Annotated in this window: 12 protein-coding genes and 1 pseudogene; 5 read left to right on the plus strand and 8 right to left on the minus strand. The window is 58.9% G+C overall.

Going from position 1 to position 13,609, the window contains the following annotated elements; all coding sequences use genetic code 11:
• Positions 1-65 precede the first annotated feature (65 nt).
• Complete coding sequence (locus CH290_RS30865; protein WP_230620872.1) at positions 66-233, minus strand: hypothetical protein; 168 nt, start codon at positions 231-233, stop codon at positions 66-68.
• On the opposite strand from CH290_RS30865, the gene CH290_RS27725 reads away from it, so the two are divergent.
• From CH290_RS27725 to CH290_RS27740, 4 genes are all read left to right on the plus strand, one after another.
• Positions 183-1,538: a carotenoid oxygenase family protein gene (locus CH290_RS27725; RefSeq protein WP_230620871.1), complete on the plus strand. Its 1,356-nt coding sequence runs from the start codon at positions 183-185 to the stop codon at positions 1,536-1,538. The genes CH290_RS30865 and CH290_RS27725 overlap by 51 nt on opposite strands.
• Before the next feature lie 133 nt (positions 1,539-1,671).
• Positions 1,672-2,805 carry a cytochrome P450 gene (locus CH290_RS27730; RefSeq protein WP_170947658.1) on the plus strand — a complete coding sequence of 378 codons (1,134 nt, stop codon included), beginning with the start codon at positions 1,672-1,674 and terminating at the stop codon, positions 2,803-2,805.
• Positions 2,806-2,855: 50 nt separating this feature from the next.
• Positions 2,856-3,815: a PDR/VanB family oxidoreductase gene (locus tag CH290_RS27735; RefSeq protein ID WP_033188290.1), complete on the plus strand. Its 960-nt coding sequence runs from the start codon at positions 2,856-2,858 to the stop codon at positions 3,813-3,815.
• Positions 3,816-4,238: 423 nt separating this feature from the next.
• The gene (locus tag CH290_RS27740; RefSeq protein ID WP_212555965.1) at positions 4,239-4,670 is read left to right on the plus strand and encodes a DUF1304 domain-containing protein; all 432 of its coding nucleotides are present in this window, start codon (positions 4,239-4,241) and stop codon (positions 4,668-4,670) included.
• Positions 4,671-5,170: 500 nt separating this feature from the next.
• On the opposite strand, the gene CH290_RS27745 is transcribed toward CH290_RS27740, so the two are convergent.
• Positions 5,171-6,175: a substrate-binding domain-containing protein gene (locus CH290_RS27745; protein WP_052082973.1), complete on the minus strand. Its 1,005-nt coding sequence runs from the start codon at positions 6,173-6,175 to the stop codon at positions 5,171-5,173.
• 1,946 nt (positions 6,176-8,121) lie between these two features.
• Positions 8,122-8,916, minus strand: a complete 795-nt coding sequence (locus tag CH290_RS27750) for an MBL fold metallo-hydrolase (protein ID WP_033188133.1) — start codon at positions 8,914-8,916, stop codon at positions 8,122-8,124.
• Between the two features lie 87 nt (positions 8,917-9,003).
• Between CH290_RS27750 and CH290_RS27755 the strand changes: the two genes are divergently transcribed.
• Positions 9,004-9,450, plus strand: coding sequence for a winged helix-turn-helix transcriptional regulator (locus CH290_RS27755; RefSeq protein ID WP_033188132.1), 447 nt, complete (start codon positions 9,004-9,006; stop codon positions 9,448-9,450).
• A 155-nt stretch (positions 9,451-9,605) separates the two neighbouring features.
• Here the strand turns inward: CH290_RS27755 and CH290_RS27760 are convergent.
• The 5 genes and pseudogenes from CH290_RS27760 to CH290_RS27780 form a co-directional block, all read right to left on the minus strand.
• Positions 9,606-10,034, minus strand: a pseudogene (locus CH290_RS27760) (diguanylate cyclase domain-containing protein); the annotation flags it as partial.
• A gap of 150 nt (positions 10,035-10,184) precedes the next feature.
• Positions 10,185-11,039: a GGDEF domain-containing protein gene (locus CH290_RS27765; RefSeq protein ID WP_170947505.1), complete on the minus strand. Its 855-nt coding sequence runs from the start codon at positions 11,037-11,039 to the stop codon at positions 10,185-10,187.
• A gap of 565 nt (positions 11,040-11,604) precedes the next feature.
• Entirely contained in the window at positions 11,605-12,171 is a 567-nt protein-coding gene (locus tag CH290_RS27770) for a TetR/AcrR family transcriptional regulator (protein ID WP_033188287.1), read from the minus strand.
• A gap of 211 nt (positions 12,172-12,382) precedes the next feature.
• Positions 12,383-13,090: an SDR family oxidoreductase gene (locus CH290_RS27775; protein ID WP_212555966.1), complete on the minus strand. Its 708-nt coding sequence runs from the start codon at positions 13,088-13,090 to the stop codon at positions 12,383-12,385.
• A gap of 171 nt (positions 13,091-13,261) precedes the next feature.
• Positions 13,262-13,603, minus strand: a complete 342-nt coding sequence (locus tag CH290_RS27780; protein WP_141216164.1) for a putative quinol monooxygenase — start codon at positions 13,601-13,603, stop codon at positions 13,262-13,264.
• Positions 13,604-13,609: the final 6 nt, after the last annotated feature.

The raw sequence follows: 13,609 nt of genomic DNA on the forward strand, positions 1-13,609 counted from the left end.
ATATGGGTGTTTGTGTGTCTTAAATCACCGAAATGATTCACGCCGCGTCACTGGACGACCGTGGGTCACCGGTTCATCCGAAGGAGACGCACGTGATTCGCTTTCCCGTCGCCGACGATCCGTTCGACGCACCGATGCGTGTCGAGGCCGATATCACCGATCTCGAGTGCACCCAGGGCGCCGTGCCCGAACACCTCGACGGCACCTACTACCGCGTGGTAGTCGACAGACACTATCCCTCGATGGTCGACAACGATCTTGCCCTTTTCAACTCTGACGGTATGGCAATGTCTTTCACCTTCAGCAAGGGGCGGGTGGACTTCAAAACCCGGTATGTGCGCACGCCACGGTTCGTAGCCGAGGAAAAGGCTGGCAAATCACTGTTCGGCGCCTACCGTAATGCCTCGACCGACGACCCATCGGTCGCAGGGATCCGTCGTGGGCTGGCGAACACCAATGTCTTCTTTCACGGTGGGCGTCTGTACGCCTCCAAGGAGGACAGTCCACCCATACTTCTGGACCCCTTGAGCCTCGAGACACTCGGCGAATACGACTTCCAAGGCGCACTGACCTCCGAAACATCTACAGCACACCCGAAAGTCGATCCACGCACCGGAGAAATGGTGTTCTTCGGGTACGGAGCCAAGGGCGAAGCCACACCTGACATCGCGTACTACGAGGCCGACGCATCCGGGCAGATCATTCATGAGGCCTGGCTCACTGCTCCCTACTCGTGCATGATCCATGACTTTGCAGTTACTCAGAACTACGTCATCTTCCCTATCGTGCCGCTACGAAGCAGTACGGAGTGGATCGCACAGGGAAACAACCAGTACTTCTGGGATCCGGATGAGGATGTGTATCTGGGAGTACTCCCACGTAAGGGGAGCGGAAAGGACCTTCGCTGGTTCCGTGGCAGCAATCGATTCGCCAGTCACATCATGGGTGCCTTCGACGACGGGCGACACATCTACATCGACACACCGGTCGCCGAGACGAGCTACTTTCCCTGGTTCCCCGACATCAGTGGCGCCGCCTACGATCCTGACAGGAGCAAAACACATCTGTCACGCTGGACGATCGACCTCGCCGATTCCACCGGCGGTTTCACCGAGCGGCGACTGATGACCGCCGCCGGCGAATTCCCCCGAATGGACGACCGTCAGGAAACCCTCGCTTACGACTGGGGGGTACTGGCGATCAATGATCTACCCGGCAGCTCCAAGCCCGGCCCGGGATTTCGCTGGATCGGTGCCGTCAACCTATCCTCCGGCTCGACCAAGTTCTACGACCCAGGTCCGAACGCCACTGTCGGAGAACCGATCTTCGTACCGGGCCAGGCGGATGCTAAACCGGGCCACGGGTACGTCTTCGTCGTCGTTGCTCGCCGCGACCTCATGCGCAGCGACCTGGTCATACTCGACGCGCAGAATCTCGACAAACCTCCGGTTGCCACCCTGTCGCTACCAATACGGATCAAGTCGGGTCTTCACGGTAACTGGGTCGGGGCAGACGAACTGGCTGGCAGGACCGCGTGACTACCCTGGCTGCCGGCCCGACGGCGAACTCACAGACGCAATGCCTAACACGATGCGAAAGCGACACCGTTCGATGACTGATACCGATTCGACCACGACACAGTCAGCCGATGCCGACTGGGCTCCGGACAAGGTGCCTTTCGACGAAGTCTTCTCGAGGTACGAGCAGATGCGCCAGCAATGCCCGGTCAGTCACACCAACGATCGCGGTGGATACTGGAACGTACTGCGCTACAAAGATATCAAGAGTGTGATCAAAGATCCGTACACGTTCGAGAGCGGCGTGCCCTTTGTGGGTTCTGCCCTCAAGGAACGGTTCATCCCGTTGACGCTGAATCCCCCCGAGCATCAGATGTATCGTCGGATTCTCAACCCCTTGATGTCTCGACAGCGTTTCGAACAGATGGCCCCAGCAGTCCAAGCACTCGTCACTGAAATACTTGCGCCGCTACTGGCAGCTGGCGGTGGCGACTTTGCCTCCGACGTCGCGTATCCCCTTCCTGCGCGAGTTTTGCTGAAGTTTCTCGGTCTCGAGGACAGCACGTGGGGCTCACTGAAGGCCATGAGCAAAGAACGGCTCGAAGGCCGAGCAGATCCACGGCGAGCACAGGAGGCAGCGGCAGCCTTCCGCGCCGTCGTCTCAGACGTGGTCGCGGACCGCCAAGGGTCTCCGCGCGACCCAGAGACAGACTTCTTCAGTGCCATACTCGAAGAGAGCGTCGACGGGCAACCAATGTCGACCGAAGACGCAGTGACCATCGGCTATCAGTTGATGGCCGCCGGACACGACACAACGACCTCGGCGCTCACGAGTGCCGTCTATCTACTCTCCACCCACCCCGACGTCCAGCAACGACTCCGCGCGGACCGCAATCTGATCGACTCCGCAGTGGAGGAGATGCTCAGGTTCGAACCCCCCCTTCATCGGGTCGCCCGTACCTCGACCAAAAGCACCTGTCTGGGCGGTGAAGAAATCCCCGAAGGGGAGTTGGTCGCGATCAACTGGGCCGCAGCAAATCGCGACCCGGAGGTCTTCACCGCACCCAACGAACTCGACCCCGCACGAACACCGAACCGCCACTTAACATTCGGACAAGGGGTGCACATGTGCTTGGGCGCTCCACTTGCACGACTGGAGCTGTCGACGGTAATCAATACGATCCTCGACCACACCGGTTGGATTGAACTCGACGGCCCGTACAAGCGTGCTGCGGTAGGCATCTCAGGCTTCGATTCACTGCCTATCCGCTTTGCCAGCCGAGCGTGACAGAGAGCATCGTCGTTACCCCGTCTATCATCCGTTCCGGAGAAATCGTTATGCCTAAATCGCCCGAAACCGTACTCGACCTAGAGTTGACTTCCAAGCTCACCGCGGCAGACGGAGTCAGCATCCTCGAGCTCCGTGACCCATCAGGCGCCAGCTTGCCCCCATGGGCTCCAGGTGCCCACATCGATCTGGTTCTAACCCCGGAAATAACACGCCAGTACTCGCTGTGCGGCGACCCCGCCGACACCGAGAAGTGGACCATTGCCGTACTGCGAGAACCAGTAGGCCGCGGCGGGTCTCAGTTTGTTCACGACAAGCTGAGTCAAGGTGACCGCATCACCGTACGTGGACCGCGCAATCACTTCGAGTTGGAGCAGTCACCACGGTATGTGTTCATAGCCGGCGGCATTGGCATCACACCGATCCTGTCCATGGCACGCGCCGCCAATGCCGCTGGTGCCGAGTGGACTCTTGTCTATGGAGGCCGCAGTCGAACTTCGATGGCCTTCGCAGACACCCTCGTCGACCAGTACAGCAATCGGGTAGTGATCCATCCTGAGGACGAGTACGGCCTCATCGACCTCGCGGGCCTGCTCGGCGACTCCCGAGAGGGCACCCTCGTGTACTGCTGTGGTCCCGCTCCACTGCTTGATGCTGTCATCGGTCACTGCAGTACCTGGCCGCGTGGCGCGTTGCACATCGAGCGTTTCACGGCCCGTCCGCTCGATGAGCCGACCCGAGCCGCCGGATTCGAAGTGGAACTGGCACTCACAGGTATCACCATCAATGTGACGCCCGAGCAATCCATCCTGCAAGTAGTCACTGACTCTGGCGTTCAAGTGCTCTCGTCCTGTGAGGAAGGCACGTGTGGAACGTGCGAAACTGCCGTACTCGCCGGTACCGTCGATCATCGTGATTCGCTGCTCACAGACGAGGAGAAAGCCGCCAATGACACAATGATGATTTGTGTATCGCGCGCAAGCTGCCCACGCCTGACCCTCGACCTGTAGCGATCTTGTCCCAACAGGCTTACCCCCTTGATCGTATAAAATCAGTCCAGTCGGCCCACTCATTCATGTGGGAAACCAGCAGAAACCCCAAGTGATTAGGAATCGGAAAACATGTGACGGTTTTGGATAGCGAGTAAACCGTTGACACCTGTATTAGGAATTGCATTCAGAAGTACTGATTTAAGTTCCTCACCCGTTGTCGCGACCGCAGTGGAGGGCTCGGCGACGTCGAGTGAGTCAAGGACGAGTCGGTAGAGTTTGAGACCTCCAGGTGGAGCATGGCCGGGTAGGACGGTGGTGTAGTTCTTAGTGCGGAGCATGTTCGGTCGGGCAACTAGGTACGATAAGTTCGACCTGCAACACTACCGTCAAACAACGAGCACCCTGGAGGATACCCGTGCCACGTGTGCCGACTCACCTTTCATGGACACGGTGTCCTCAACGCAGAGAAGTGGCAAAGCCATGGTAATTGTTACCGGTTTTGTGCTCGGCGGGCTGGCAGCACTAATGCACGTTTTCATCTTTTACCTCGAATCGATCGCCTGGGAAAGCGAGAGTGCCCGGAGCCTGTTCCGCACCGGCACAGTAGACGATGCACGCGCCACAAAGTTCGTCGCGTTCAACCAGGGCTTCTACAATTTATTCCTCGCTATATTGGTCGTCCTCGGTATCGCGATCGCTGCCGCCGGCGACAAGGGCACTGGTGCAACGCTGACACTGGCCGGAACCGGGATCATGCTGTGTGCAGCCCTAGTACTGTTCATCTCGTCCCGCGCCCACCGTTCAGCCGCGACAAAACAGGGCATCGTGCCGTTCCTGTCGGTGATCGCACTCACGGTGGGGCTCGTCCTCTGATGTGAGTTGGCCAGGTCCCTCGATGGTGCAGCAACCATGCCATAAGGGCACCAGAGCAAGCGCTGCAGCACCAATATGTTGCAGGCTAGCTTGCATTTCGAAATCTACCTCGAACGGGTCGTGAAGGCGTATACACCGAACGGTGACTCCGAGGGCCGACGGATTTCGGAATGAGCATCAGTACAGAACGAAAGCTCGACCTCCACCGCGCGACTCCTCACTCACCGTTGAGGCTCCCTCGCTGCAAGGCTTTCTCCGTCATCACATGGAATCCCACATCCATCAAAACCGACCGCCACTCTGAATTCGCAAAGCGATGAGGTCACCGTCACGGTCGGTGACCTCATCGCCCACACCTTGACTCTGAACCGGGGCCGTAGTAGTCCAAAGGCTCACACCAGACTGTCCAGGATGCCTCAAGACACATTTGCCCAGTGAGTCTAAGACGACACAACAAGTTCCCTTCGGACTCGCTACCACCTTTTACTCGCACCTACCAGTTAGCGGGTGCCTTCGGCTGCGAGGTCAGCGATGGCGTCGATATTGGTACCGTCCACGAAAGACGGGCCCGTGAGAACAGCCTGGCCTCCGCCAATCGTGTTCTTATTGTTGAGGTAGAGCCACAACGAGTCTACGGCGAGGTAACCCTGGAGATAGGGCTGCTGATCGATGGCCCACGCGACATCACCTGATTTGATCGCTTCAACGAGCGCGGCATTGGTATCGAAAGTGACTACGGTGGCGCCGCTGGTGGTAGCGGCCTTGGCTTGCACCACCGTTAGAGCGATACCGGCATCGAGCGCAACAATGTGATCGATGCTCGGGTCCTGCTGCAGCTTGGCGGTCACAGTGGCCTCGACCGATGGCATGTCTTTGCTGTTCACGTTGAGGATTTCGGTGCTACCGCCGCTAAAACCCTGCGTAACACCAGCGCACCTCGATTCGAGAGATACGTTCCCTTGCTCGTGCACGATGCACAGCGCCTTGCGCGCGCCCTCATCGCTCAACCGTTGCCCTGCAGCTTCCCCGGCTATGGTCTCGTCTTGTCCGAAGTATTGCTGCACGCCCATGCTGTTCCACGTGTCGTATCCGGCGTTGAACGCGACCACGGGAACATTTTGGGCTAACGCAGTCTTCACGGCCGGCGCCATGGCATCTGGTTTGGCCAGGGTCACAGCGATCCCGTCGACGTCCGAATCGAGCGCGCTCTGGACGAGATTGGCCTGATTGGGCGCCTCGGAATCTCCGGAATATCGGAGCTCGATATTGTCCTTTGCGGCTGCCGCCTCAGCGCCTTTACGGATGAGATCCCAGAATGCACTGCCGGGGACCTCATGGGTGACCATGGCAATGGTGGCACGTGGTGTGTCGGCGGAGTTCGCGCCGAAGCCGCTACCACTCGATTCCGGTGCACCGCCGGTACTCGAGCAACCGGCGCCTGCCGTCACCGCTAATGCGATCGTTGCCAACAAACTCCAGCCGCGCGTGCGCGAATGATTAAACATCGTGGTGCCTTTCGATTTGAGTGTTGAACGATAAGAAGAAGTTGAGCAATGGCGGCCGTTACTGAGTGCGTTCGCGTCGAGTAAGGCTTGTTTCCCAAGCCTTTCCAGATCGTGCGGTGAACATCCACCACGCCCTCGTAGAATTTTAGCGTCGAATGAGAAACTAACCAATGCGCTTTCACAGATACCTTAGGCCTGTCGGCGCAGGGCGATAGTCGTGGAGAATCATGTTCGGCTAGCCTCTACGTCGGATAGGAACGGGCGGCGGTCAAGCGAATCTTCCACTATCGAGGCTGACGCTCTCCTCAAGCTTGGATCGAGCGTCACACTCCGAATGATGCTCTGCTTCGGCATCTCTCAGTCGTGAGAGTCGCCTCCGATGCGCCGTCCGATGCAATGACTCCTTGGCTCTGAGCTGCAGGTAGACGATACGCGCCGAATGTAGTTCCAGAGAATCCAGCAGTCCTTCGCAGTATCACCCGCGCGTACGAGACCAATGGAGCTCTATCCGAACCACAAGACATCTCGGTGGCGTAGTGAATTGCTTGAGATACTTCGATGGCAGCTAGTTCGTAGAGGTCGGGATGTTACCCAAGCATTCAGACTGCAGACCTGAATGAGAAGCTAAAGGCGATGCCGACTCACCGAAGGTTTGGTTATAGATCACGATGCCGCGTGAGGTTGTGGCGAGACGCGAATTCGGCGAACCCGTACTCACTTTGAGTTCTTCGTCGGAGTCGTTCGGCTGGACAGAGGGCAACTTTGCCTGAGAACGGGTGTCCGGCCGGTTGTGTGCGACCGTCAATGAGGTGGCGACAAGCGTGGTGAGCAACTCGTGGTTGCAAATCGTGTCCGGGAAATCGAACTGTTTCTGCCTGAGCTCGGCGGCAGCATGGCCTGGATCCGTCGAAGGGTTCTCCTACGTGGCAGCCAGCCGGCACCGCAGATGCCAGCTGTCCTGGCGGTGGACACACCGAAGCGGCGTGAGAGTGCCGCGTCGAGGCGTCCGCAGGGGGCGGGAGTCCAGTCATGTGACCTCCTAGATGTTCGTTTCCTCGCGCCTAAAACGTATTAGATTGATCACAGCATAGCCACAGCTGCGACGGCGGCACAACGGATCGGACGGTAATTCTTGTTTAGAGGCTTCCGCACCCCGAGAATTACTGGCTTGGGTGTGACGATTCCATTCGGTGCACCACCGAACGACGGTCAGTTTCGTGCTCAAAAGGGTGGAACGACAAGCGTATCCATGCCGAAGCACGTGCACTCGTTACGGCGACAGCTCGCGAGTTGGGCCCCTACCGCCTGCTACCGCTCGCAACTCTGGACGGGAAGAAGTGCTTCGATCCTACGCGTGGTCCGCACCTCTAGTGACCCGCCAACGTACGAGCTTGAGATCGACTGGGCCGAACGCGTGAGTGTGCCCTTCATCACAACATTGCCGTCATAACGTGCCCTCACTCTCTGAGGAAGGAGGTCGATTCCGTTGCCGTCGTTGCGTTGTGCGGTGGCTTGCACCGTGGTTAATTTCCGCTCACGCAACTTACGTTGAAGATGAGGGAGCGAAAGTCACAGGACTGGATCGACCATGGCGCCATACGAATCGAACGCTTCGTCACCGAAGGGCATGGTCTGGCCTGGGTAGGCAGCTGGTATAGGTAGCTGCGAGGAACCGGTTCGTTCCTATGTGTTGACAGGCCCGCAGGATCGACCAAACTGCGGAATTGGCCGACTCAGTATGGACGGGCGCTCGCTGCTCGACCGCGAGCAAGCCTGACGAGGCGAGGCCGAACGACCCAGCGGGCGGTACGGACCTGTCGAGATACTAGCCCTTTGGAGCGATACCCAGGCGGACACGCGGACGTTGGGGACTTGACGAATGCCTCCGCCGAGCGTGCAGCCACCCGGCGTGATCGGGCCCGACACGTTAGAGGCCAAAGCCGCCTTCAGGAACCTGGAAACATGTAACGATTTTGGATGTCGAGGAGACCGATGCCACCTGCATTCGGAAATGCTTTCAGAAGTGCTGATTTGAGTTGCTCACCGGTCGCCGCTTCGGCAAGGGCGGGTTCGGCAACGTCTAGGTAGTCGAGGACGAATTGGTAAAGTTCGAACCCTCCCGGTGCGCCATGGCCGGGGAGGACGGTGGTGTAGTCCTTGGTGCGGAGTGTGAGTACGTTCTGACGCCAGCCGTCGAGGTGCCCTTCGGCTAGGTACAGGTGCAAATTATTGTACACCAGGTCTTGGGCCAGAATGATGCCTTCGCCGGGAATGGCGATGTTGAGCATGGTGTCGGCTTCGCTCTCGGTGACAGCGATGAATTCGAGCCGCACCCCGTCGATGGTCTCGAATCCGGGCTCGACCAACTCTGTTGGCATCGTCACCGAGTCGGGCACGAACTCTCCGGCTGTTGCTCTGTTGCCGGCGAGCATTGTTTCACCGGCAGCTTCGATCACAGCCCGAGTCGAGGCGAGGGCATAGACGGGAGCGCCGAAGACACCGGCGCCGAAGAAGTGGTCGGGGTGAGCGTGCGAGATATAGACGCGGGTAATGGGCTTGCCGAGGCCGTTTGCGAAGTCTGCAGCCTCCCGGGCGAACGGGACTGCGTATTGAGTGTCCAAGATCAGGATCTGAGTCGCCAGCTCGATGATGTGGGTGTTGGCATCGAGCCCGGACTCTGGCGAGGTGTAGGTGTGGATGGTGAACGTCTCGCGCGTGGTTTCGGTGACCGTTCCGTTCATGGGAGCTCCCAAAGTCAGTTTGATATTCCAACCAACACGTTAGCATCGTTCGTTTGATTTTCAAACTGACTCGACTAGGGTGGAGTCATGTCCACAGGAATCAGCGTTCCCCGATCTTGCTCGATCGCCTCAGCCCTGGACGTAATAGGTGAGCGCTGGAGTTTGTTGGTGCTCAGAGAGGTGCATTACGGCGTTCATCGTTTCGGCGATATTCAGCGCAACACCGGCGCTCCCAAAGACATCCTGGCGAAGCGCATCTCGACCCTTCTGGAGGTCGGAGTTCTTGAAAAGCGGCAGTACCTGGAGCGTCCTCCGCGCTTCGAATACCACCCCACACAGTCAGGCAACGAACTCCGCCCGGTTCTGCTTCTGCTTGACCAATGGGGAACCACGTGGCTTCCGGACTCCCCGCATTCCGACACGGTCTTACTGCATGACTGCGGCACCGTTCTGCACGCTCACATGAAATGTGACGCCTGCGGCCAGTCTGTCACCGGCATGGACATCACCGCAGTCGAGTCTGCCGCCAGTTGACCTCGGTTGTCAGGCCACCGGGCCGAGTGTCTCTAGATGGCGGTCACGCAGCATTCGAATCTGACCTGTCCGGGGCGATCAATCGGATCGCTGGTACAGATACCCCTTACGGTTCGTGGAGGGGGTATCTGTACCGACCAACGCGGTGCGGATGCCTACTCGATCGGTATCAAAGAATTCCGCAGCGCGTGGCGTAGTTCAGTCGTCCGCACTGCCCAACTTTGGTCTAGAGTCTCCTGCGCTGAGGTTACTGCGGTCTTCGTCGCAGATTCTGCATACACGGGGGCTTTTGTTTCGTAGAGTGCGACATCTACTCGCGTGAGCAGGTCTTCCAGTGTGCTGTGTCCGTAATTGCAAGCCACGCCAATGCTTATCGAGACGGTGATGTCGATACCAGCCATCATGATCGGCGGGGCGACAGCGTCGTGCATAGCGGCGACTATCCGTGCGGTTCGCTGCGTGTCGCTCAGCAGGCTATCGTCGAACACGGCCCCTACGAACTCGTCGCCGCCGATGCGCCCGAACACTGTTCCTGCATCGCAGACCGAAGCCAGCCGGTCGGCGGTGACGCGCAAGATGTGGTCGCCGGCAAGGTGTGGTGGACTTCGGCCTTGTGCTGTTCAAGCACTAAGCTGAGACACTACTCGCTGGTACCCAATGCGGTGGTGACCGTGTCAAGCCTCAAGTGCAACGCATCGTCGTCGGGGCGAGTAGGCGTCGAGATCCCGCCGGTATCACTCCTCTGGCTGTGGGGGCCGAGGGTCGCGCCGGCATCGCTTCGTCCGGTACATCTCGCCGTCAGCTTCGGTTAGTGCGACCTGAAAGGATTCGAGCCGATCTGCTCCGCTTATCAACGGGCGGGAGGCATATCCTGCACTGATACTGAGACCACTCGACAGCGGCAGCTCACGCAACGCAAACGCGACTTCTGCTCCACGCTGCCTGCTCGTCACCGCGGCACCGACAAACACACATACATACTCGTCCCCACCCACCCGTCCTACAGTGACAGCGTCAGTACACATTTTACGAAGTTTCTCCGCGAGCTCGACGAGAACTGCGTCACCTGCATCGTGACCGGATGTATCGTTCGCGGTCTTGAAATCGTCGATGTCCACTGCGACGACGCATATTTCGGCCCCGTCGTCGAAGTCGACTGTGTCAATCGCCGCGTACAGTCCGCGTCGGTTGCTCAGACCGGTGAGCGGATCCGTCAACGCAGCCGATGCTCGCGCTCGCAAGTCGACAACATAGGTCAACAAGATAAAGGGCGCCGAAAACATCAAGAGCATCGTCAAGCTGTGGGCCGCTATGACCCACACGCTCGCAGCACTCGACAGCATGCTGCGAATTGACACAACCGTCAAGACAGCAACGGCATAGCCCATGTGGACGCAGCACACCGTCAGTGGAGCGGCGACGACTGCGAGAACTGTCACGACGGCGAACAGAACCGTTCCTGAAATCGCCGACAGATGATCATCTTTCAAGATCAGGCAGAGGGTCAGCGAGACATCGGCATACACCAGGTAGCCGATGAGCAGTCTCGCGGTCGGCCACGAGCCGAAGAACCATCGCAACGCGACCACGAGTGCGGATAGCGACAGTGCGACCGTGACCAGTGCGCCCCACCCGTGGTACTCCTCCGAGGGCGCACTCAACAGGCCGATTATTCCCCCCATCGCAGTGCCCAGACCGATCAACTTCTGCGTGAGCGAAGTACTGACTACGTCCGGCTCGAGCTGAGTCGATACATCGACGAACGATCGTGGGAGGCGTGGTCGAGATTTTGGCGAGTCCATGCGGGCACCTAGCGACAACAGTGGTCCCGACACCGAGAATCACGGTAGCAGCACTCGCCGAGTCTGGCTTTCGATACAGCCACGGTCCTGTTTCGCAGCGTAAAGCGCAGAGAATCTATACGGCTAGGTAGCGGTAACGAAACAGCTACCTAGCTCCCACCAGCCCATGCACCAAGTGCGCGGACGTCGTCTCCCGGCAGCGTGGTCGGCCCTTCAACTGGTACCGCGAGGTCGCCGCCAGACCTGAACAAATCCGGTCGAGCTGGATAGGAAGGCGGCCAGAGCGCTTCTACACTCAGATCAGAGGCTTGCCCAAAACTTGTGTTACAACCACGCGATTCCAATCCTCTCCTCAGCGCGGCCCAGCGCCATAGAGCAGCGTGTCAATCACAAGTGTCGCAAGAACATCCGGTTCCGGGGTCGCCACCGCATCGTCTTGACCTGGCCACTCGAGCGCTTCGGTCAGAAGGGAGTAATAGACCTGTCGCGCCCACTGGAGGTTTGCCGTTGCCGCCAACAGCCCTTCACCTCGCGCGCGCGCTAACAGGCTGACTGTATGTCCATCGATCGCAGCCCAAATCGCTGCGGAAGCCTCACTGTGAGGGCTGCTATGTCGGAGAGTAAAACGCCAGGAGGTTTTCACGCGAAGAACGTTCTCCGTAACACGGTACAACGCGACTAAGGCTGGTGCTGATTGTGGACGCGCCTCTTCGATGGCCGAGAGCAACTGTTCCTTGGCCGAGATCGACAGCGCCTCGATCAGTGCTTGGCGGCTAGCGAATCGCCGATGAACCGTGATTCGAGTCAGTCCGGCGGCTTCAGCGATTTGCTCCATCGACGCGCCACCGTCCTCGTACAACACGCGTTCGGCCGCTTCGAGTATTGCACGCTCACTCCGTTTGGCATCCGCTCGGACCATGATCACACCTCTCTTCCCGTGCTGTTATGCACGCGGCACATCGACACTTTGACGGCTTCCATGGTCTGACTCGAATACCGCGTCGGGTCAGACTACTGATGCTTGTCGGCAGCACTATTCAGCCGGCCCCCTCCAATGGGCGAGGCGACGCCTGCGCCACCAAGGCGCGATAGTCCTCTCACCGCGCCATCATGACTCGGGTGACGGCAACTCATGCGAGACCGGGATAGAGCGATGCGACGCCGCCCGCGAGACCTGACCTGATCTGCCGACTCAGGTCATCGGCAATGATCTCGTGGTTACCGGCGCTCAGTTCGTCGAGTGCAAGTTTCGCGACTACAGCGGGGTCGAGCTTGGGAGCGTCCACGCCGGCAGTCAGGTCGGTGTCCATGTACCCGACGTGCAAACCGGTCACTCGAATATTTCGGGGAGCAAGTTCGATGCGGAGGGAGTTGGTCATCGACCACTGCGCGGACTTCGCCGCGCTGTACGCCCCCGCCTCAGGGAATGCTAGCCATGACAGCACGCTGAGCACGTTGAGAATTGCGCCACCTCCGTTGGATTCGATTTTTGGTACGAAAGCACGGGTGACTGCCAGCGTGCCGAACAGTGTGGTCTCGAATTCGCTTCGTACGTCCTCGATGTCACCGGTCAACAGTGACGCGCCGGTACTGATTCCGGCGTTGTTCACCAGAAGGGTGACCTTCGACGCAAGGCGTGCCGCTCGCACGACCGAGTCTGGATCGGTGATGTCCAGGGCTATGGGTGTTACGCCTGACAGATCGACGGACTCCGGCCTGCGGGCCGCGGCGTAGACGGTTGCCCCGCGTTCGCTCAGTTGCTGGGCGAGGTGTCGTCCGAAGCCTCGGTTAGCTCCGGTGACGAGCGCGGTGGTAGTGCTCAGATCCAAGATCGTCATCGTATTCCTTTCGGTGGACTACAGTTCGTAGGTCATGCTGGGGGCTGCGGTTCGGTGGTGCGCCCAAGTCGCGAGTCCACCCAATATGGTGGCTCATGTCACCGGACCTCGACTTCCGACGCATGGATCGAATGTTCTCTCGCATCTTGGGTTTCGGAAGAACCTGCGCGGTCAACCGGTGAAGGTCATGTACGAGCTGAAGTGCTGGAACGTCGGTGGTCCGGAGACTATTTCGGCCATTCGTGTTGCACCCTCGGGTGTTCGGCGCCACGCTGAATATGCCTCGTACGCCTCGCGGGTCGACCATTTGCTCAGCAGCACGAGAATAGCTGAGTTCTCCTCCGCCCTGATGACCTCGGTTACTTCGTTTCCTGGGTAGGACGCTGTATGTGGGAGATCATGGCGCAGAACCTCATCGATGATCTCGGGGTTCAACCCAGGTGTGATTGGCATGCTCATCAAAACTGTCAGGGGCATTGGATTCCTCTCGTGGTGTTGTATATGTGACGACATGGTGCA

This window comes from Rhodococcus sp. 06-156-4, from assembly GCF_002259345.1.
GTDB lineage: Bacteria > Actinomycetota > Actinomycetes > Mycobacteriales > Mycobacteriaceae > Rhodococcoides > Rhodococcoides fascians_E.